This window comes from Longimicrobium sp. (assembly GCF_036388275.1).
Taxonomy (GTDB): Bacteria; Gemmatimonadota; Gemmatimonadetes; order Longimicrobiales; family Longimicrobiaceae; genus Longimicrobium.
The window spans coordinates 1-20,786 of record NZ_DASVSF010000101.1; the positions used below are offsets into that span (position 1 = coordinate 1).

Here is a 20,786-nt window from a genome sequence, read left to right on the forward strand (position 1 = left end):
CCGGTGCGTAGAAGCCACACACTCCTGCGTCAACGACGGGTTTTACGCGGCCTCAGTCCCATGCTCCCACGGGCATTTTTGCAGACCGCGCCTTGTATTTCGGCCCCGCCACCCCTATCTGAGATGTGGGTAATGGGTAGCGCAAGCGGGAGAGGGGAGAATTCGATCGAGGTTCGATGGACTGCCGGTGCATGCCGCGGGAGCCCCCTCCCCCCGGCCCCCGTCCCCCGCTGCGCAGGGGAGGGGGAGACCTGCACGGACATCGGGGCGCGCCACTTGGCCTCGCTCGCACCAGCGCATGCAGTCCGCGAAGGCGGACTTCGTGTGGTTGTTGCCGCGAATTCATTATTCATTCGCCCCAGCAGGGCCGTGGCCTCGGCACTGGTGACCGCTGCCGCGCGCTGGGGAGAGGCCCCCGCCGCCGCGCCGAGGCCCAGGGCTCCGTGCCGCTGCCGCGCCCCGGCTGAAATGCGTCCGCGGCTGGATCCCACGGCGCGCATGGGTTCGACGTACCGGCTGGTTCGGTGCGCTCGCGCCTCTGGATGACAGATCGCGCTCGTCCCCGAAGGGCCTCCCGCACCAACGCACTCCCGCACTCCCGCACTCACGCACTCCCGCACTCACGCACTCACGCACTCACGCACTTCCCCCCACCCGCTCGCCCGTCTGCACCCGCCAGAGCGCCGCGTACATCCCCCCCGCGCGCAGCAGATCATCGTGCGTCCCCTGCTCCACGATCCGCCCGCCATCCATCACGTAGATGCGGTTCGCGTTGCGGACGGTGGAAAGGCGGTGGGCGATGGCGATCGTCGTGCGGTCGCGGCTGATGTGCTCCAGGCTGCGCTGGATGGCGGCCTCGGTCTCGTTGTCCACCGCCGACGTGGCCTCGTCCAGCACCAGCACGGGCGGGTCCTTCAGGATGGCCCGCGCGACGGCGATGCGCTGCCGCTGCCCTCCGGAAAGCTTCTGCCCCCGCTCCCCCACCAGCGTATCGTATCCCTCCGGCAGGGCCATGACGAAGTCGTGCGCCTCGGCCAGGCGGGCGGCGCGCTCCACCTGCTCGGGCGTAGCGCTGAACGATCCGTAGGCGATGTTCTCGCGCACCGTCCCGTCGAACAGGAACACGTCCTGGCTCACCAGCCCGATGGCGCGCCGCAGGTCTGCCAGGCGAATCTCGCGCACGTCGATCCCGTCCAGCGTGATGGACCCCGCGTTCAGCTCGTACAGCCGCAGCAGCAGCTTGACCAGGGTGCTCTTTCCCGCCCCCGTGGGGCCCACGACGGCCACCGTTTCGCCCGGCGCGATGTGGAGCGAGAAGTCCGTCAGCAGGGGGTCGCGGCCGCGGTAGGCGAAGGTGACGCCGCGCATCTCCACCGCGCCGCGTACGGCCGCCGTGGGAAGCGCGCGGTCGCCGGGGTGCGCCTCGATGGGCGCGTCGAGCACGTCGAAGATGCGGTTGGTGGAGGCCATCGCGCGCTGGTACTGGTCCAGCGTTTCGCCCAGGCGCGTCAGCGGCCACAGCATGCGCTGCGTGATGTACACCAGGAAGCTGTAGGTGCCCACGGCCAGCTCGCCGTTCAGCGCCTGCAATCCCCCGAACACCAGCGTCCCTATGAAGCCAAGCAGGACCAGGATGCGGATCAGCGGCACGAAGGCGGCGCTGTAGGCGATGGCGCGGCGGTTGGCCTCGCGGTAGGCCTGGCTTTCCTCGGCCACGCGGCGGCTCTCGTGCTCCTCGGCCGCGTACGCCTTGATGGTGGTGATGCCGCTGAGGTTGTTGGCCAGCCGCGCGTTGAGGGCCCCGGCGCGCTCGCGGACGGCGGCGTACAGCGGCTCCAGCCGGGGCTGGTAGCGGAGGGAGCCCCAGACGACGAACGGCATGGGGAGCATGGACATCCACGCCACCTCGGGGGCCATCACGAAGAACGTGGTGCCCACGACAAGCAGCGTGGTCACCATCTGGATGATCCCGTTGGCCCCCGTGTCCAGGAACCGCTCCAGCTGGTTGACGTCGTCGCCCAGCACCGACATCAGCCCGCCGGAGCTGCGCTCCTCGAAGTACGCCAGATCCAGGTCCTGCAGGTGCGCGTACCCCTGGTGCCGCAGCTCGTGCTGAATGGTCTGCGCCAGGTTGCGCCAGAGCACGCCGTACAGGTACTGGAAGGTCGACTCCAGCACCCACACCACGAAGGTGATGGCCGCGAGGACCACGAGCTGGTCGCGCGGGTCGGGAAACCCCAGGCTGGCGATCAGGGACTGCCGCCCGCGCACCACCACGTCCACCGCCACGCCGATCAGCGCCTCGGGGGCCAGGTCGAAGAGCTTGTTCAGGACGGAGCAGAGCGTGGCCAGCCACACCGTGCGGCGGTGCGGCCGCGAGTAGCGGATCAGGCGGCGGAGCGGCTTCTTCGGTTCCACGGCGGCGGCAAAGCAGAAAGCAAAGACGTTTCACGAGAGAGGAAGCGGAGGGGAACGGAGAGGACGCAGAGGGCATGACGAGCACCTCTGCGTCCTCTCTTTCTTCTCTGCGTCCTCTGCGTGATACGGAAGTTCAGACCGTCAGGAAGTTGCGCACGTACCAGTCGATCAGCGCCTGGCCCCACGGCTCGGTGATCGCCGCGCCGATTGCCAGGAAGATGCCAAACGGCACCAGCTTTCCCGTGCGCATGCTGATGGGCGCAAAGATCAGCGTGCCGAAGAGCGCGCCCATGAACAGGGTCAGCAGCACGCCCCAGGGGCCCAGGAAGGCGCCTACCATCATCATCATCTTGATGTCGCCGCCCCCCATCGCCGGCTTCCGGAACACCTTCTCCCCCACCACCGCGATCAGCCAGAGCAGCCCGAAGCCCGCCGCCGCGCCCAGGAAAGACCGCTCCCAGGTGATGCCGCCCGGCGCGAACGAAAGCGCCAGCCCGATCACCGTTCCACCCAGGGTGAACTGGTCGGGGATGGTGTAGGTGCGCGCGTCGGCCAGGGCGATGCCCAGCAGGATGGTGAAGAACAGCGCCGTCCCCAGCGCCTGCCACGACAGCCCGAAGCGCAGCACCGCCATCACCCACAGCGCGGCCGTCAGCAGCTCCACCAGGGGATACTGGATGCTCACCTTTGCGCCGCACGCCCGGCAGCGGCCGCGAAGCAGCACCCAGCCCAGCACGGGGATGTTGTCGCGCCAGCGGATGGGCGTGCCGCACGAGCCGCAGCGCGAGGGCGGGCGCACCACCGACTCGTCCGCGGGCCAGCGGTACACGCACACGTTCAGGAACGAGCCCACGCAGGCGCCCACGAGGGCCGCGTAGGCCGCGAGAAAGATCTGCAGGTTCAGCACGGTCACCGGAGAAGCTCGTACAGCAGGATGGCCCCCGCGGCCGCCACGTTCAGCGACTCGGCGCGGCCGCGAAGGGGAATGCCGACCACGAGGTCGGCGCGGGCGCGGGTCTCGTCGGAGATGCCCGCGCCCTCGTTGCCCACCACCAGCGCCGCGCGGGTCGGGGGTGGATGCGGAACCGGCGCGCCCCCCGCGGCCGACGCCAGCGTCTGGAAGCCGTGCTCCGCCAGCCACTCGCCCGCCTCTTCCCACCCCGCCTCGGCCACCGGCAGGCGAAAGGTGCTGCCCATGGCGGCGCGCACGCACTTGGGGTTCCACGGGTCTACCGTCCCCGTGAGCGCCACCACCCCGGCCGCGCCCAGCGCCTCGGCCGTGCGGGCCAGCGTGCCGAAGTTGCCGGGGTCCTGCACGGCATCCAGCACCAGCACCACCGTGTGCCCGGAAACGCGGATGCGGCCGAGGCCGCCGGGGGGAATCTCGGCGACGGCCAGGATGCCCTGGGGGGTCTCTGTGCCGGCGAGCTCGCGCAGCGCGGCGTCTCCCACCTCACGCAAGTCGATGCCCCGCTTGAGGATGGCCTCCGACAGCGACTGTCCCCGCGGGGTGTCGCCCAGCGAGGACGACGCGGCGGCGAACCTCACGTGCAGTGGAGAGTGCAGCAGCAGGTCTTCCACCGCGCGCACCCCCTCGGCCACGAAAAGCCCCTCGGCTTCGCGGTGCTTTCGCTGGCGCAGCGAGCGCAGGAGCCGCTCTTCGCGCCGGCTCAGCACGCGCCCCGCCGACGGTGCCGCGCATGGTCCGCGTTTTGCCTTTCCATCGGGCCCAAAGGTTCAACCGTCAGCATGGAGAATCAAATGTCGCTTACACTTACGCGCCCGCTGCGGCACGCCGCCGTGGCAGTGTGCATGGCCGGGGCCGGCACCGCGGCCGGCTGCGCCCCGCAGGTGACGACGCAGCAGGAACTTGCGATGGGCGCCGACTACTCGCGCCAGATCAACCAGCAGCTGCCGCTGGTGAACGACGCGGCGACCAACCAGTTCGTCAACCAGCTGGGCCGGCAGATCGCGGCCGGCGCCGACCAGCGCGGCATCCGGTACAACTTCTACGTCGTGAACTCCGACGTTGTCAACGCCTTCGCCATCCCCGGCGGGCACATCTACATCAACCGGGGGCTGATCGAGCGCACCGACAACCTGGCCGAGCTGGCGGGCGTGCTGGCCCACGAGATCGGGCACGTGGCCGAGCGGCACGGCATCGAGCAGATGCAGAAGGCGCAGAACGCCAACACGGCGCTCTCCGTCGTCTACGGCGTGCTGCTGGGCCGAAACCCGTCGGGCGTCGAGCAGGCCGTCGTACAGGTGGGCGGTGGCGCCGTGTTCGCCAGCTACGGCCGCCAGGCCGAGCGCGAGGCCGACGCGGTGGCCGTGGGCTACCTGGTGCGCAGCGGCATCAACCCGGCGGGGCTGCCCAGCTTCTTCCAGAAGCTGCTGGCCATGCAGGAGCGCAACCCCAGCCGCGTGGAGCAGTGGTTCAGCACCCACCCCACCACGCAGGAGCGGGTGGCGGCCACGCAGGCCATGATCCAGCAGACGCCCGGGGCGCAGGGAAGCAACCTGAGCACCGACACCCGCGCGTACCAGAGCTTCAAGGCCCGCGTGGCAGCGCTGCAGCCGGTCCCGCAGGACCGACGCGGGCGCTGATGCCGGGGGGCACGCCGCGGCGGGGCCGGCTCGCGGGCCGGCCCTTTCGTGCCGGGCTGCTGGCGTGCCTCGTGGCGCTGCCGTTGGCCGGGTGCATCAACGAGAACCGCGAGATCGCCATCGGCGAGCAGATCGCTTCGCAGGTGAACTCGCAGGTGCCGCTGGTGCGCGACGTTCCGCTGAACCTGTACGTGAACGACCTGGGCAGGCTGATCGCCAGGCGCAGCGCCCGGCCGGAGCTCCAGTACCACTTCTACATCGTCAACACGCCGGGCATCAACGCCTTTGCGCTCCCCGGCGGGCACATCTACGTGAACCGCGGCCTCATCGAGCGCACCGGCAACGTGTCGGAGCTGGCGGGGATCCTGGCGCACGAGATCGGGCACGTGGCAGCGCGGCACGGCGCCGAGAACCTGCAGCGGCACATGCGCACGCGGTCGGTGGCGGCGGTGATGTACCAGCTGGTGCTGGATCGCGAGCCGCTGCTTGACCAGGAAGCGCTGCGGCTGGGGGGCGAGCTGTGGGCCAGCAGCCACTCGCGCGCCGACGAGGCCGAGGCCGACCGGCTGGCGGTGAACTACCTGGTGGCCACCGGGGTGGACCCGCGGGGGATGCTCAGCCTGTTCAGCGCGCTGCTGGAAGAGGAGGCGCAGGACCCGCAGGCCATGGCCGCGGCCGACTCGTGGTTCAGCACGCACCCGGCGACGGCTGCGCGGATGGATGCCACCCGCGCGCACATTCGCGAGGTGATGGCCACGCCGCTGGAGCGGGAGCTGGCGCGCAACAACGAGTCGTACGCGGCGTTCCTGCGCCGCCTGAGCGCGCTGCCCCCGCCCATTCTGGGGATGCAGCTGCCGATGGGGCACCCGCTCAAGAATGGCGCAGGCGCGGAGTAGAGACGCGTTCGGGGATGGATCGAGGAGGACCGCCTGCAGGGTGGTCCTCTTTTTCGTAGCGCCTGCGGTTGCGGGGCGGTCCCGCACGGCTTCGGGAGCGTTTCGATGGTTTCGGTGCGGGCCCCTGGCGGCCCTCTCTCCCCGGCCCTCTCCCCCGCAAGCAGGGAAAGGGAGAATTCGTGTGCGCTGCGGCAGGTTGGGTGCGCGGGCCGGCGCCCCCCATCCCCAGCCCTTCCCCCGCAAAACCCCGCGGGGGAAGGGAGCCAGTGCCGTGCGTCTCGACCGGTCCCCCCGCATCGGCCGCCCTGTCGGGCCGGAGCATCCGACCGTACTCCGACCTCACGCCGCAACCTGTCATCCAGAGGCCCAAGCGCACCGTACTCGCCCGTAGCCCACCCCTCGCGGGCCGAAGGATCTTGCCGAGGACGCCACGATGGTCGGGCGCGGCAGCGGTTACAAACCCTCGGCCTGAGCACACGATCGGCTTGAACCAATCCCATCGCTCCACTATATTGCTTGTACATTTGTACAGGAGCTGCCATGCAACTCGTCATCGACACGTCGGCGATCATCGCTGTCATCACGAATGAGGCTCAGAAAGAAGCTCTCGTACAAGCGACAGCCGGCGCTGAGCTGGTCGCTCCGGCTTCGGTTCCTTGGGAGATCGGGAATGCGTTCTCCGCGATGCTGAAGCGAAAGCGGATCGACTTGGCCCAGGCAACGCTTGCGATGGCTGCATTCCGCCAGATTCCGATCCGATTCATGAACATCGACTTGGACGCGGCCCTCGCCGTGGCCGCGCGATACGATGTGTACGCGTATGATGCATACATGATCGCCTGCGCTCGTGAACAGGGCTGCCCCCTCCTTACTCTCGACCGAGGTCTCGTACATGCAGCCAAGCAAGCGAACGTCACCGTAGCGGAGGTACCCCAATGAAGGTGTACACGTATTCGGAAGCCCGGCAGAACTTGGCCTCCGTGCTCGAAGAAGCGCGACGGGATGGCGCAGTGCGGATCAGCCGGCGTGACGGGCAACAATTCTTGTTGACGCCTGAGGTACGTGCCGGATCGCCGCTCGACGTACCCGGCATCGAGCTCAACCTGACGGTTGATGAGATCGTCGATTTCGTACGCGAGGGCCGGCGCGGCTTCGGTGAGGCCTGAAGCCCTCGTCCGCGGCTCGGGGTTTCGTGTTGCTGCCGCACCCGGGTTTGGTGGCGGTTCTGGCTGGATCCTTTGCCCCGCGACGAGTGGCGCACAGGGCGGTTCGGTGCGCTTGGGGCTGAATAGAAAAAGTCCAGTTTGTCCAAATCATAAACGGCGCCCGCGAGCCCTTTTCATCCCTCAGGGTCGGCCGGAGGACGGTGAAAGACTCAGGATGACAACTATTGCCGGGCACCGAGGTGAATGCGCGCACCGCAACCCGAAGTGTACCCCCTCTCCCACGCTGTTTGTGGGAGAGGGGTGGACGAGCATAAGCGAGGACGGGTGAGGGCCGCACGGCAGCCGAGGCCCCGGCCTTCGTGACCGCTGCCGCGCCCTGGCTGGTACGTGTCCGCGGCTGGATCCTTCGCCCCGCGACGGGCGGCGCACGGGCCGGTTCGGTGCGCTTGGGGCTCAGGATGACAGGCTTGGGGGCTGCTGGAAAGTACGGGGGCGTCTCAGGAGACAGGAACGGGCGCCCTTGCGGGCGCCCGTTCCGTTTTCGTGCCGATCCAGTCCGTCGATTTCTACAGGGCGGCATCCAGGTACAGGTCCAGGCGCCAGCCGCGGGGGGTGCGCAGGGCGTGCGACAGGTCCATGCGGATCAGCCCGTCCAGGAAGCTGGCGCCCACCCCGGCCGAGAGCAGCCGCGGGTCGCGGGACCACGCGCTGCGCGAGCCCGCCCACCCCGCGTCACCGAAGACCACCAGCCGCGCCGCGGGCGTGGGCGTCGCCAGCTCGGCGCGGGCGCGCCAGAAGGCCGTGCCCCCCTGCAGCGCACCCTCGTAGCCGCGCACGCTCTGCGTCCCCCCCACGTACCACTCGCCCTGAGTGGGCACGTCGCCCGTGGTGGTGCCCGCGGCACCTTCCAGCGCAAACGCCAGCCGACTGGTGAACGGCGCCGTCATCCGGGCGAACACCGAGCCGCGGCCGTAGTCGAAGGTGCCCGTCTGCCCCTCGGCACCCACGCCGGTGAGCAGTTGCACGGGCGAGCGGTCGGTGCCGAACTCGCGGCGCAGCGTCAACCCGGCGCCAGCCTGGTCGGCGCGGTTCGCCGGGCGGTTGGAGCGGAAGACGTCGCTGCCCTCCCACACGCGCGCCAGCGACAGGTCGGTGTTCTTGCTCACCCCGTGCTGGTGCTCGCCGAACAGCCGCCACGTGTACGTCCACCCGGCGGCCCGCAGCGGCTCGCCCGTGATCTCGGCGCCCGTGGCGCGGAAGTAGTCGGCCTCGTCGCGCCCCAGCAGCAGCGCCGCCACCGAGGCGCCGAAACCCAGCGCGGGCGACTCGCGGTCGAACGGGGTCAGGCGCCGGTAGCCGGCCAGCCGCGTGCGCCAGAACATCGTCTGCCGCGCGACGCCCAGCTCCACGTTGGGCTCCAGGTCGGCCAGCCCCAGGCGCACCGTGCCGTCGGCCCGCAGCGGCCCGTACGTCACTTCGGCGGCGGCGCCCAGCGACAGCCCCTCCACCCGGTTGAAGCGCATGTTCCGCAGGCTCAACAGGCTGACGTCCATCTCCGGGGCCAGGTCGCCCAGCCGCGGGGTGAGCACGCGGGCCAGCGACTCCACCTCTTCGCCGGTGATCAGCTTTCCCGCGCCCTGCGCCAGCGGCTCCGGCAGGTCGGCGCTGGCCAGCAGCGCCGCCGTGTCCGTCGGCACCTCCACCCGCCACACGCGGCACCCGCCGTTGGTGCAGTGGCACGACAGCCCGGGAGTGGCCTCGGCGTCGTCGGTGCACGCGCGCACCGCGGCGGTGTCGCTCCGCGTCGCGGCGACATGGGCCACGCTCTGCGGCACGGGCGAGGCGGTGACTTCGTAGTCGGCATAGCTGCGCTCGAAGCGCACCGGCACCCCCGCCAGCATTCCCATGCTCATCTGCGCGTCCACCGCCGTCAGCCGCGGAAGCCAGAACCGGTTCTGCCACAGCGCGTACTCCACCGTCACGTAGCGGATGGCGAAGCGCACGGGCCCGGCGGCGGTGATGGCGGCGGAGATGTCCTCGGCGTCTTCCCGCAGGTCGAACGGGCGCGCCGTGGTCATCACGCTGCGCACCACGCCGCCGGTGGCCGCGTCGATCCACAGCGTGCCCCGCAGCAGCCGGAACTCGCGGCGGCGGGGGATCACCTCCAGCTGGATCATCCGCAGCTGCCCGCCGTCCTGCATGCGCACGGTGGTGGTGTCGCCCGAGCGGAAGCGGTAGTGACCCTCGCTGCCCTGCGACAGCGGGTCGATGGGCGTCATGTCGACGTTGATCGACACCTCTCTCTCGTTCGACTCCGTGGTGTCCTTCTTTTCTTCCGTGCGCTGTGCACTGCCGCCAAAGCTGAACAGGCTGAGCTGCAGGCGGTCCGGGTCGAACGCCGGGTCGGCCGCCTCGCTCAGCAGGTCGCCGGGAAGGCTGATGCCGCTGCTGGTGGCGGGAGAGGCCTCGCGCGCGCCCAGGACACGGACGCTGCTCTGCCCGTCGCGGCGCCAATCGATGCGCACGGCCGTTTCCTTGCCGAACAACGTGCGGTTGCGGCTGAGCGCCTCGACCGAGGCGTGCATGCGCTCGCGGGCCGTAACGCTGTACGCGTCGATGGTGCGTTCCACGCGGGCGCGGCGCTCGCGGGCGGCGGTGACGAGCGTGCGGGTGCCGGGGTCGGCGTACGCGGCCGTGGTGTCGCGCGGTGCCGGCGCGGGCGCGGCGCCGGAGGTGCCCTGGAGCAGCGCGGCCAGGACGGTGGCGAGCAGCATGTAAGGATCTCCGAAAGTGCGGTCGGGTTGACGAGGCGGGTACGGGATGGGACGCCGGCGGGTTTCAGCAGGGCGCCCGCATGTCTGCAAGGGCAACCGCCGCACCGCGAGGCCGAAATTGCGTAAGCCGATGCGCGGCACCCCGTTGGCTCCTGACAGGAGCGCGCGCGAAAACCTGACATCGTACACGGGCCGGGACGTACGCGTCCCGTGGGGAGGACACGCGCCCTTCCGTGAGGCCCGTCCGGCGGGCTCCGGGCACACCCGTTGCCCCGGACGTTCCAGCGGAAGGCTCGGGGGACGGGGAAACATAACGGGAAGCCGTATCGATGAGGAACCTGCTGGGCGAGCGAACGTCGCGGGCCGGCGTGGTGATCGGGGTCGGGATGGGCGGATTCGTGGACGGCATCGTGCTGCACCAGGTCCTTCACTGGCACAACATGGGGTCGGCCGTGCTGCCGCCCACGACCATGGAGGCGATGCAGCGCAACATGGTGTGGGATGGCCTGTTCCACGCCGGAACGTGGCTGATCACCTTCGCCGGCGTGTGGATGCTCTTCGGCGCGGCGGAGGCGCGCACCCTGCCCTCCCGCCGCGCCTTTGCCGGGCAGATGCTGATGGGCTGGGGGCTGTTCAACCTGGTGGAGGGCATCATCGACCACCACCTGCTGAACCTTCACCACGTGCGCGACCTTCCCGCGCACGTCCCGGCGTACGATTGGGCGTTCCTGGCCGTCGCGGGCGTGGGCTTCACGCTCGTGGGCCGGCTGCTGTCGCGAAAGCCTCGCGGCTGGGGCGCGTGACGAGCAATCGTCGCGACGGCACGGCTCGAGCACACAAGCACGGTGCGAATGGCCGCTCCGGTGGAGGATCCGCCGGGGCGGCCCTTGCGTCTACGATGAGAGAAGATCCATGAAGCACAGCATCCCCACCCTCCTCGGCGCGTTGGCGCTGATCGTGGCGGGAGCCGTCGGCCCAGCGGCGGCGCAGCAGCGGGAGGCACCCGCGCGGGCGGCGAGCGTGCGCGAAGCCTCGGCGCGCGCGTCGGGACGCAGGATTGTCGTGTCCGTCGCCGACCGGCGGCTTTGGTGGATGAACGGGCGCGACACGCTCTTCGCGGCGCCCATCGCGGTGGGGACGGGCGAGACGCTGCGGCACCGCGGGCGCGCGTGGCGGTTCGAGACGCCCCGTGGCGTGCGACGGGTGATCCGGAAGGAGGCGAACCCCGTGTGGACGCCGCCCGACTGGCACTACGTGGAGTTGGCGCGAGACAGCGGATGGTCGATGGTGCGGCTGGACCCAGGCCCCGGCGTGATGCTGGCCGACAGCACCCGGCTGGTGGTGCGGGGAGACCGCGTGGGCCGGCTGCTGCGAGACGGGACCTTCGACCCCGTGCCGGCCGACGAAGAAGTGATCTTCGGATTGACGCTGTACATGCCGCCCATCGGCACGGCGAACCGGCGGATTGCGGAGGAGCTGGGGCCGTACAAGCTGGAGCTGGGCGACGGGTACATGCTGCACGGCACGCCGCACCAGGAGTCCATCGGCCAGGCGGCCACGCACGGCTGCATCCGCCTGTCGGACGAGGCGATCACCTTCCTGTATCGTGACGTCCCGGTCGGCACGCCGGTGTACATCTACTGAAGAACTGCGGGCAACGACGGTACGGTCAGGATGGCCGGGACGGGCACTACTGCGGTCTAGGACAGCAAAGACTGTCATCCAGAGGCGCGAGCGCACCGGACCGGCCCGTACGCCACGCTTTGCGCGCCGTGGGATCTGGCTGCGGACGCCTTTCAACCTGGGCGCGGCAGCGGCACGGAGACCCGAGACGGGTGGGGCCCCACGGCAGCCGAGGCCTCGGCTCTCGTGACCGCTGCCGCGCCCCGGCTGGTACGTGTCCGCGGCTAGATCCTTCGCCCCGCGTGGCATGGTGTGCGGGCTGGTGCCGTGCACCTGGGGCTCAGGATGACAGGCGGTGGTGTGGCAGGAGATTGGGGGCGCGCACCTGGTTGGCTCCCTTCCCCCGCGCAGTTTGCGGGGGAAGGGCTGGGGATGGGGGGCGGCCGCGGCATGCGCAGGCCCGCGTCGAACCGCCACACAGCCCTGGTGTGTACCCCCTTCCCACGGCAGCCGAGGCCCCGGCCCTCGTGACCGCTGCCGCGCCCCGGCTAGTACGTGTCCGCGGCTAGATCCTTCGCCCCGCGTGGGATGGTGTGCGGGCTGGTGCCGTGCGCCTGGGGCTCAGGATGACAGGCGCTGGTGTGGCGGGAGATTCGGGGTGCGCACCTGGATGACAGGCGGTGGTGTGGCGGGAGATTGGGGGTGCGCACCTGGTTGCCTCCCTTCCCCCGCGCAGTTTGCGGGGGAAGGGCTGGGGATGGGGGGCGGCCGCGGCATGCGCCGGCCCGCGTCGAACCGCCACACAGCCCTGGTGTGTATCCCCTCTCCGCACGCAGTTTGTGCGGGGAGGGGCCGGGGGAGGGGCGACCGAGGAATGAGAAGAGGCCGGCCCCGCGCTGCGAGGCCGGCCTCTTCGCCTACCGTAGTTACCGTTGTGACATTGGTTACCGTCGTGACCGCTGTTACCCGCCCATCCGCAGCGCCGACAGGTTGCGGCGGATGAGCACCGCGGCCAGGTCGCCCGCGCGCGACGACGAGAACGACGGCGACACCGGCGCCAGCAGCCGCAGTGAGCGCTTGACCTTCTGCTGTGCGGCGCGGGTCAGCAGCACGGGCTCGGCCGGGTCCAGGGCCTCCACCGCCGCCACGTCGTCGGCCAGCACCACGTTCAGGCGCTCACCCCCTGCCATGCACCGCAGCCGCTCGCCGTAGCTCGGGTCCACCACCACGGCCGTCAGCGGGCCCTCGCGCAGCCGCTCTTCGGCGGCGGCGACGAAGTCCTGGCTGGCCTCCAGCACCACCACCGGCACGCCGGCGACGCGCGCGGCAGACTCCACCGCGGCCACGTGGAACGGCGTGGTCACCACCAGGTCGGCCTCGCGCAGCGCCATCAGCAGGTCGTCGCGGCGCGGTCCGTCGGCCGCGTTCAGCCGACGGGTTTCGAAGCCCCACTGGCCGCCCAGCTCGGCGGTCAGCGACGCCAGGCCGTCCTCGGTGCCGTCCACGCACAGGCAGCGCACCGCGGCGGCGGCCGTCCACTTGCGCACCAGGTCCGGCAGGTGCGGCACCTTCACCTGCACCTCGGCAGCCTGGCCGATCACCCCGGCCAGCCACGCCGCCGTCTCGTTCTCCGGCGCCTCGGCAGGCTGCGGGCCGCTCCCCACCACCACGCCGTGGCGGGTGCGGATCTCCACCACGCCCTCCGTGGCCAGGCGGCGGTACGCGGCCGAGACGTAGCGGTGGTCGTGGCCCGTGTGCCGCGTCACCTCGCGGATGCTGGGCAGGCGGTCGCCCGGGCGCAGGTGGCCCAGGTACACGCCGGCGGCGATCCCCTGCCGCAGCGCCTCCATCAGGTCGCCGCCCTTGGAAACCGACAGCAGCACCCGACGCGCCTCGGCCTCGCTCCACGAGGCGCGCCCCCCTGGCGCCGGCTGCGCCGCCTGCGCCTCGAGCGCGCCGGCGGCCGGCACGATCTCCTCGTCCGCCCCACCCTCCAGCGCCAGGTGAAGCACCGTGCCGCGGGACGTTCCCGCCGCACCCGCCAACGGCGACACCTTCACCTCCAGGTCCAGCTCGGCGCCGTCCTTCGTCCGGGCCCGCACCGGCACCCGGGCCGCCTCGCCGCCGGTCTTCTGCGCCGCCACGCGGTCGATCACCCGCTCGGCGAACTCGTCGAAGGCGGGCACGCGGGCGCCGGCCACCTCGGCCTCCGTCCATCCCAGCAGGCTCTCGGCGGCGGGGGTCCACAGCATCACGGTGCCGTCCACGTCCAGCAGCACCGTCGCGCGGTCGGAAGCGTTCAGGGCCAGCTTCAGCGTTTCCACCGCCTCGGTGCGCGACTCGTCGGCCGCGCGGCGCGACGTGACGTCGCGAAGCGTCCAGTGCAGCCCGGCCGCCGCGGTGCGCGGGGCAAAGGGCGCCACGCGCGCCTCTACCCAGCGCGGCGCCTGGCCGCGCGACGCGATCAGCAGCTCCCACTCCATCGGCTCGCCCGACTTGCCGGCCCGGTCCAGCCGCATGCGGAACTCGCGGCGCTGGTCGTCGGGAACGAACACCGCCAGCGGCTTGCCGCGCAGGTGCTCGGGGCGCACGCCGAACAGCACGCTGGCGGCGCGGTTCACGTCACGGATCAGCCCGCCCAGGTCCGTCGCCAGCATGCACTCGGCCGCGCCCTCGAACAGGTCGCGGTTCCACTCGCTGGTGGATTCGGCCGCCTGCCACGCCTCGGCGAGCAGCCCCTGGTGCTGCCGAAGCTCCTCTTCGGTAACGCGCAGCTCCTCGATGGCGCACTCCAGCTCGCCCAGCGACTCCAGCAGGAGCGTTTCACGCGGCTGGGGACCGCCGGCCTCGATGCGCAGCTGCGAAAAGCGCGGAAGCAGCGAGTCGGCCAGCAGCGGGTTCGAATGATGATCGGGCATCCGATTTCAATCCTGGAAGGAGCACGGGAAAGGACTCGAAGCCGGCGGCGTCCGCCGATCGCTCGCGACAAGTGCACGAAGTGATCGCGGGACCTGTGCCGGATAATACGTGCCATCGGAGCCATGTGCACTACTCGCGCCGCACGCCATGGCCGAAAACGACGGGAAACACGCAAGATCGCCGCACGCCCCGTGGCGTGCGGCGATGGTTGCGGGTACCTGGCCGAAGAGGCGCAAGCGTTATGCGGAGGCCGCGGCGGAAACCACGGATTCGTCGCCGCGGCGTGCCACCGAGCCGTCCGTCGTCGGAGAAATCTTCAGGTGGCGCATGGCGTCCATGCGCGCGTGCAGCTCGCGGCGGCGAGCCTCCAGCGCCATCGAGCGCTCGTAGATCCGCTGCGCGCGCGCCTCGGCGGCGGCGCGCATGGCGGCCAGTCGGTCGAAGATGAGATTGTCCATGAGGCCGCGTGAAGGACCGTATCCGGGCCGCCGGGAGGGGCGGCCTGGCAACCAGAAGTTTGGCTGGCGCATCGTATCGCGCTGCATATCAACTGGTTACAGTTTACGGCAACCGCGGGGGAGGGGGTATCGGGAGGAGGGGAACACGCGTCGGTAAATTCCCTGACACGTCCAAACGGCAGACGATCAGCCGTCGGAAAGCCAGCCCTGCTGAAGGGCGTAGCGCACCATCTCGGTACGGCTGCGCAGGCCCAGCTTGTCGGTGAGGCGGGCCTTGTAGGTTTCCACCGTCTTGGTGCTGATTTCCAGCTCGGCCGCGATCTGCTTGTTGCTCTGGCCCCAGGCGATGCGGCGCAGCACCTCTTCCTCCCGCCCGCTCAGGGCCTCGGGCGAGGGCACGTCACGGGTGCCGCGGGCCGGTGAGGTCGTACGGAGCATGCGGCCGGCGAGCGTGGGATCCACATACGTGCCCCCCGCCGCCACCACGCGGATGGCGCGCACCAGCTCGTCGGCGGCGGCGCGCTTCAGCACGTAGCCCGCGGCGCCCGCCTCCAGCATGCGCGTCAGGTGGGCGCGGTCGTCGTGCATGGTCAGCGCCAAAATTCGTACGGCGGGGCACTCGCGCGCCAGCTTTTCCGCGGCTTCGAGGCCGCCCATGTCGGGCATGGACACGTCCAGCACCGCCACGTCGGGCTGAAGCTCGCAGGCCATGCGGAACGCCTCGACCCCGTTGCGCGCCTCGCCCACCACCTGCATTCCCTCGCTGCCGTCCAGGAGCGACCGCAGGCCGGCGCGCACCACCTCGTGGTCATCGGCCAGCAGTATGCGCACCATGTCCATCACGTCATGTCAGTTTCGGGGGGGGGGAGGCCATCTGATACCCGCACGAACAGCGTGGTGCCCACGCCCGGCGACGACTCCACGTCCAGCCGGCCTCCGAGCGGCGCGACCCGCTCGCGCATGCCCCGCAGCCCCAGCGCCTGCGTCTTCTCGTACAGCAGGTCGGTGTCGAACCCCTGGCCGTCGTCCTCGATGACGAGGGAGATGGACCCGCCGCGCCGCTCCAGCAGCACGCCCACGCGGGTGGCGGCGGCGTGCTTCAGAACGTTGGTCAGCGCCTCCTGGGCCACCCGGTACAGCATGGTTTCCACCTCCGGGGCAAAGCGCTCCGGGCCCAGGCCCACCACCTGGAAGTCGCACTCGATGCCGTTGCGGTCCGACCATTCGTGGAGCATGCCCTCCAGCGCCGGCGCCAGGCCCAGATTGTCGAGCCCCGGCGGACGCATCTCCACCGCCAGCTGGTGCACTTCGCGGGCAATGCGGCCGGCCAGCAGCTCCAGCTCGGCCACGCGGCGCGTCCTGTTGTCCTCATCACTGCCGTGAAGGCCCTTGAGCCCCACCTGCAGGGCCGTCACCAGCTGCCCCATCTGGTCATGAAGTTCGCGGGAAATTCGCAGCCGCTCCTGCTCCTCGGCTCCGGCCAGCCGGCGCAGCAGCTCGTTGCGCTCTTCCTCCACCACGCCCACCGTCACCTCGCCCATCAGCAGCGGCACCCGGTTCAGCCGCCCGAACACGAGCCCCACTGCCCGGGGGTCCGGCGTGCCGGGGTACTCGTCCACCCACACCAGCGCCGCCAGGTCCAGGATGTGCGCCAGCTCGTCGAACTCGCGGATGATCTCGCGCACCTCGTAGCCCTGCCGGCGGCGAAGGCTGGCGATGTTCCGCATCTCCGCCGTCACGAACTGCTCGGCGGTGAGCTTTTCCGGGTCCGGGCTCAGCAGGAACTCGGCGGCCCGGCCCAGCACGACGGGAATGTCGTCGAGGATGGAATCGTGCGGCAGAACGCGGACGGGGTGGATGTCCAGGTCCGCCGAAAGCTTCATCACCCAGGTGCGGGTGATCTGGTGGCGATCCGCGATCAGCCGATTGGCGGAATACTGCTCGAACGAGAGGGTCGTCTGGTCCATGGCCGTTCTTGCTGCGGGGCACGTGGCCCTCTCGGCAAGTCAGGGAAACCAGGCCGGCGGAGGGGTGTCCCGGGCGGGCGAGTTCCAGAGGCTCGGAGAGAAAGCATCAGGGGGCGCAATTTGCGCCTGTTCAACAAGATAGCCCAATACGGCCCGAACTCCAAACCTGCGCCTGACTGCTCCACGAAGCGCATTCCCCGCACCGTACGAGCCGCAGCCCGGCGCGAAAGTGCTGCACTGGTACGATCGGGACGTGCACCCGGCCGTGCTCCGCCGTACCAGCGCGCATCGTGAGCGGGGCACTGCGCACAGATACGGTCCGCCGCGTGCGTTGTAGCACGCCGCAGCACGGGCGGCGCGCGGCTTTCGACGGGTGGCGCGCCGGCGGTACGAGGAATTCACACGGGTGGGGACGGGCGAATGCTGACGCTGATCGAAGGGGGCCGGGTGTACACGCCGGACCCGGTGGGGGTGCAGTCCATCCTGCTGGCCGACGGCCACGTTGGAAAAGTAGGCGAAGTAGACAGGAGCGCGCTGGAGCGGCTGGGCGCCGACTACGAGGTGATCGACGCCAGCGGCTGCATCGTCGTCCCCGGCTTCATCGACCCCCACACCCACCTGCTGGGCGGCAGCGGCGAAACCGGCTTCAGCACGCAGACGCCGGAGTTCTTCATCAGCGAAATCGTCCGCTTCGGCATCACCACCGTGGTGGGCACGCTGGGCGTAGACACCACCATGAAGACCATGGCCGGGCTGCTGGCCAAGGTAAAGGGGCTCAAGGAGCAGGGGATCAACGCCTTCTGCTGGACGGGGGGCTACGACGTGCCCCCCAGCTCCATCCTGGGCACCGTGCGCGAAGACATCATGTTCATCGACGAGGTGATCGGGGCGGGCGAGGTGGCCATCGCCGACGAGCGGGCCCTGGCGCCCGATCCACTGCAGCTGGCGCGCACCGCCACGCACGCGCACGTCGGCGGCATGCTGGCCAAGAAGGCCGGGCTGGTGCACATCCACTGCGGCGACTCGGACCGGCGTCTTTCGGTGCTTCGCGACGTGCTGAACGATCATGACGTGAAGCCGTCGTGGTTCTACAGCACGCACATCGAGCGCACCGAAAAGCTGGTGGAAGAGGCCATCGAGCTTTCCAACCAGGGGATGCCCTGCGACATGGACGTGGTGGAGGGCGACCTTCACCGCTGGGTGCGCTACTGGCTGGACCACGGCGGAAACCCCGAGCGGCTGACGGTGTCGTCCGACGCGTCCATGACGGGGCACGGGCTGGTGTGGCAGCAGGTGCGCGAATGCGTGCTGGAACATGGTTTCACGCTGGAACAGATGCTGCCCATGATCACGCGCAACACGGGGCGCATCCTGAAGCTGCGGGAAAAGGGCGAGATCCGGAAAGCCTTCGTCGGCGACCTGGTGATGCTGGAGGAAGGTTCGCTGGAGATCGTCCACGTGATCTCGCAGGGCAAGATGATGGTGCGCGACGGCAAGCTGACGTGCGAAGAGAACTGGCTGAAGGACAGCGACCGGGAGATCCACCTGTCCGGGCGCAAGAACGAGGGCGGAAGCGACGACGACTGACCGCGCACCCACGAGGGGCGCGCGGGGCAGGGCGGACGGGGAACGAGGAAAGAACGAAATGGCCGAGGACCAGGACGAGCAGAAGGGCCGCGAGGGCCAGCAGCACGTAGAGGCGGGCAACCGCTCGGAGCGGATGGGCCACCTGCTGGTGATCGGCGGCGCGGAAGATCCCGACGAGGACGACATGAAGATCCTGCCGCACTTCGTAAAGATGTGCGGCGGCTCCTCGGCGCGGATCGTGGTCTGCTCCTCACCTTCGGAAAACCCGCACGACAAGGCCGACACCTACGAGCGGCTGCTCAACAAGATCGGCGTGGCCGCCGTGTATCCGGCCCCCATCGAGAGCCGCGACCAGGCCGAGGACCCGGACCTCCTGGAGTTCACCCGCGGCGCCACGGGCGTCTTCTTCACCGGCGGCGACCAGCTGCGGCTGACGGCGCTGGTGGCCGGGACGGGGTTTGGTGAGATGGTGAGGACGCGGCTGTACGGCGACAACCTGGTCGTAGGCGGCACCAGCGCGGGCGCCGCCGCCATGAGCAGCGTGATGCTCATCGGCGGCAAGAGCGAGGGCACGGTGAAGCGCGAAGACATCAGCCTGGCGCCGGGACTGGGCTACTGGCGCGACACGGTGGTCGACACGCACTTCAGCCAGCGAGGCCGCGTCAGCCGCCTGATGACCATCTTTGCGCACAACCCCCAGGTCCTGGGCATCGGCATCGACGAGAACACCGCCATCGACCTGGTGCCCGGCGACCGCTTCACCGTCATCGGCGCGGGGGTGGTGATGGTGTTCAACGGCCGCGTCAGCCACACCAACGCGCCCGATGCGTCCGACGACGAAACGCTGGCCATCACCGACACGGCGCTCCACACCCTTCCCGACGGGTACGGCTTCAACCTGCGCACCAAGCGGCCGATGCTGCCCGGGGGCGAGGAGATCCCCAAGCTGGAGCATTGAGTTCACTGCGGTAACAACGGTCACTACGGTCGACACGGTGAGCGGCCGGCTGCAGCGGAGGGATGCGCGATGACGGAGAGCGGGATGGGGCCCACCGGCGCGGAGCAGATCGCGCTGCTGAACGACCTGCTGGCGCTGGACCACGACGCGGTGCAGGCGTACTCCATCGCCATCGGGCGGATCAGCAGCGCCGAGTACCGCGAAACGCTGGCGGGCTTTCGGGGCGACCACCAGCGGCACATCACGCAGCTGACGGGGCTGATCCAGGACCGCGGCGGGGTGCCGGTGCAGATGCCCCACCTGCCCACGGGGCACTTCAAGCTGGCGGTGCAGGCCCTTGGCGCCGCGGGCGACGACCGCGCCCTGCTGATGGCGTTCAAGGCCAACGAGCGGCAGGTGCGCGACAAGTATCGCCGCCACGCCGACGACCCGCACGAGCCGGCCGTCTCCACGATCCTCCGCGCGGCGGCGCGGGACGAGGAGGCGCACTACGCGTGGGTGGAGAGCGTGCTGGAGGGGATGGGGCTGGAGCCCGGATCGCTGCTGAAGACGGTGCAGGACGCGGCCGAGACGGCCCACGCCACCACCGCCGACGCCATCGAGTCCGCCGGCCGCCGCGTGGCCGAGGCGGTGGAGCGCCTGCGGCCGGGCGGAACGCGGTAGGAGGAGGCCCCTCCCCCGGCCCCTCCCCGCACAAACCGCGTGCGGAGAGGGGGGAACTTCGGGTGCGGACGAGGCGGATTCGGCGCGTCGGCGGGCGCCCCCCATCCCCAGCCCTTCCCCCGCAAACCCCGCGGGGGAAGGGAGCCAGTGCCGTGCGTCACGCCAGCCTCTTCGCAGCAGCGGGCACCGTCACCGAGGCCTCGGCTGCCGTGTGGCCCTCACCCGTCCTCGCTCAGGCTCGTCCACCCTCTCCCACAAACAGCGTGGGAGAGGGGATACACACCAGTCGGGTGCGCGCTCAAGTCATTGGTGCGCACCCATTTGTCGTCCACCCCCGGACGCACACACCTGCCCGCACACCCCAGCCTGTCATCCTGAGCCCCAGGCGCACCGCACCTGCCCGCGCCCTAACCCACGCGGGGCGAAGGATCTAGCCGCGGACACGTACCAGCCAAGGCGCGGCAGCGGTCACCGATGTGTTAGCCTCGGCTGCCGTGGGGCCCTCACCCGGCCGCGCTGACACGCGTGCCACCCTCTCCCGCAAGCGGGAGAGGGTGTACACACCAGAGTCGCGCGCGCGCACGGCGAGTCGAAGCGCAATCGAATTCTCCCCTCTCCCGCTTGCGCTACCCATTACCCACATCTTTGTATCGGGCCAGGGACGCCCAAAACCAAGGTGACAGCAGGGGTTTGGCCCTCATCTGCGTCCACTCGGGAGACGGAGCAGCGCGCATTCCGGTGCGTAGACGC

At 70.2% G+C, this 20,786-nt stretch carries 17 protein-coding genes; 9 read left to right on the forward strand and 8 right to left on the reverse strand.

Features of this window, described 5'->3' with window-relative positions; translation table 11 throughout:
* Positions 1–636: 636 nt before the first annotated feature.
* The 3 genes from VF632_RS22315 to VF632_RS22325 form a co-directional block, all read right to left on the reverse strand.
* Positions 637–2,418, reverse strand: coding sequence for an ABC transporter ATP-binding protein (locus tag VF632_RS22315; protein ID WP_331025143.1), 1,782 nt, complete (start codon positions 2,416–2,418; stop codon positions 637–639).
* A 133-nt stretch (positions 2,419–2,551) separates the two neighbouring features.
* Entirely contained in the window at positions 2,552–3,331 is a 780-nt protein-coding gene (locus VF632_RS22320; RefSeq protein WP_331025144.1) for a prepilin peptidase, read from the reverse strand.
* Complete coding sequence (locus VF632_RS22325; protein ID WP_331025145.1) at positions 3,328–4,095, reverse strand: RNA methyltransferase; 768 nt, start codon at positions 4,093–4,095, stop codon at positions 3,328–3,330. Before VF632_RS22325 ends, VF632_RS22320 begins: the two co-directional genes overlap by 4 nt.
* Positions 4,096–4,230: 135 nt before the next feature.
* On the opposite strand from VF632_RS22325, the gene VF632_RS22330 reads away from it, so the two are divergent.
* The 4 genes from VF632_RS22330 to VF632_RS22345 all read left to right on the forward strand — a co-directional run bounded on the left by VF632_RS22330 (position 4,231) and on the right by VF632_RS22345 (position 7,087).
* Positions 4,231–5,025: a M48 family metallopeptidase gene (locus tag VF632_RS22330; protein ID WP_414682912.1), complete on the forward strand. Its 795-nt coding sequence runs from the start codon at positions 4,231–4,233 to the stop codon at positions 5,023–5,025.
* A complete protein-coding gene (locus VF632_RS22335; RefSeq protein ID WP_331025147.1) occupies positions 5,025–5,921 on the forward strand; it encodes a M48 family metallopeptidase in 897 nt (298 codons plus the stop codon). Before VF632_RS22330 ends, VF632_RS22335 begins: the two co-directional genes overlap by 1 nt.
* A 540-nt stretch (positions 5,922–6,461) precedes the next feature.
* Positions 6,462–6,860 (forward strand): type II toxin-antitoxin system VapC family toxin, encoded by a 399-nt coding sequence (locus tag VF632_RS22340; RefSeq protein ID WP_331025148.1) that lies wholly within the window; start codon positions 6,462–6,464, stop codon positions 6,858–6,860.
* Positions 6,857–7,087 carry a type II toxin-antitoxin system prevent-host-death family antitoxin gene (locus tag VF632_RS22345; RefSeq protein ID WP_331025149.1) on the forward strand — a complete coding sequence of 77 codons (231 nt, stop codon included), beginning with the start codon at positions 6,857–6,859 and terminating at the stop codon, positions 7,085–7,087. The genes VF632_RS22340 and VF632_RS22345 overlap by 4 nt, the downstream gene beginning before the upstream one ends.
* Positions 7,088–7,653: 566 nt before the next feature.
* Here the strand turns inward: VF632_RS22345 and VF632_RS22350 are convergent.
* On the reverse strand, positions 7,654–9,861 hold the full coding sequence (locus VF632_RS22350; RefSeq protein ID WP_331025150.1) for a BamA/TamA family outer membrane protein: 2,208 nt from the start codon (positions 9,859–9,861) through the stop codon (positions 7,654–7,656).
* Positions 9,862–10,190: 329 nt separating this feature from the next.
* Between VF632_RS22350 and VF632_RS22355 the strand changes: the two genes are divergently transcribed.
* The gene (locus VF632_RS22355) at positions 10,191–10,664 is read left to right on the forward strand and encodes a DUF2243 domain-containing protein (RefSeq protein ID WP_331025151.1); all 474 of its coding nucleotides are present in this window, start codon (positions 10,191–10,193) and stop codon (positions 10,662–10,664) included.
* 109 nt (positions 10,665–10,773) lie between these two features.
* Positions 10,774–11,505 carry a L,D-transpeptidase gene (locus VF632_RS22360; RefSeq protein WP_331025152.1) on the forward strand — a complete coding sequence of 244 codons (732 nt, stop codon included), beginning with the start codon at positions 10,774–10,776 and terminating at the stop codon, positions 11,503–11,505.
* Positions 11,506–12,446: 941 nt separating this feature from the next.
* On the opposite strand, the gene VF632_RS22365 is transcribed toward VF632_RS22360, so the two are convergent.
* The 4 genes from VF632_RS22365 to VF632_RS22380 all read right to left on the reverse strand — a co-directional run bounded on the left by VF632_RS22365 (position 12,447) and on the right by VF632_RS22380 (position 16,828).
* Complete coding sequence (locus tag VF632_RS22365; RefSeq protein WP_331025153.1) at positions 12,447–14,402, reverse strand: PAS domain S-box protein; 1,956 nt, start codon at positions 14,400–14,402, stop codon at positions 12,447–12,449.
* A gap of 240 nt (positions 14,403–14,642) precedes the next feature.
* On the reverse strand, positions 14,643–14,861 hold the full coding sequence (locus tag VF632_RS22370) for a hypothetical protein (RefSeq protein WP_331025154.1): 219 nt from the start codon (positions 14,859–14,861) through the stop codon (positions 14,643–14,645).
* A gap of 186 nt (positions 14,862–15,047) precedes the next feature.
* Positions 15,048–15,701, reverse strand: a complete 654-nt coding sequence (locus VF632_RS22375) for a response regulator transcription factor (RefSeq protein ID WP_331025159.1) — start codon at positions 15,699–15,701, stop codon at positions 15,048–15,050.
* Positions 15,701–16,828: an ATP-binding protein gene (locus VF632_RS22380; RefSeq protein WP_331025155.1), complete on the reverse strand. Its 1,128-nt coding sequence runs from the start codon at positions 16,826–16,828 to the stop codon at positions 15,701–15,703. The genes VF632_RS22375 and VF632_RS22380 overlap by 1 nt, the downstream gene beginning before the upstream one ends.
* 420 nt (positions 16,829–17,248) lie before the next feature.
* On the opposite strand from VF632_RS22380, the gene VF632_RS22385 reads away from it, so the two are divergent.
* The 3 genes from VF632_RS22385 to VF632_RS22395 all read left to right on the forward strand — a co-directional run bounded on the left by VF632_RS22385 (position 17,249) and on the right by VF632_RS22395 (position 20,036).
* Positions 17,249–18,415, forward strand: coding sequence for an amidohydrolase family protein (locus VF632_RS22385; protein WP_331025156.1), 1,167 nt, complete (start codon positions 17,249–17,251; stop codon positions 18,413–18,415).
* 58 nt (positions 18,416–18,473) lie between these two features.
* Positions 18,474–19,373: a cyanophycinase gene (locus VF632_RS22390; protein ID WP_331025157.1), complete on the forward strand. Its 900-nt coding sequence runs from the start codon at positions 18,474–18,476 to the stop codon at positions 19,371–19,373.
* Positions 19,374–19,442: 69 nt separating this feature from the next.
* Complete coding sequence (locus tag VF632_RS22395; protein WP_331025158.1) at positions 19,443–20,036, forward strand: ferritin-like domain-containing protein; 594 nt, start codon at positions 19,443–19,445, stop codon at positions 20,034–20,036.
* Positions 20,037–20,786 lie beyond the last annotated feature (750 nt).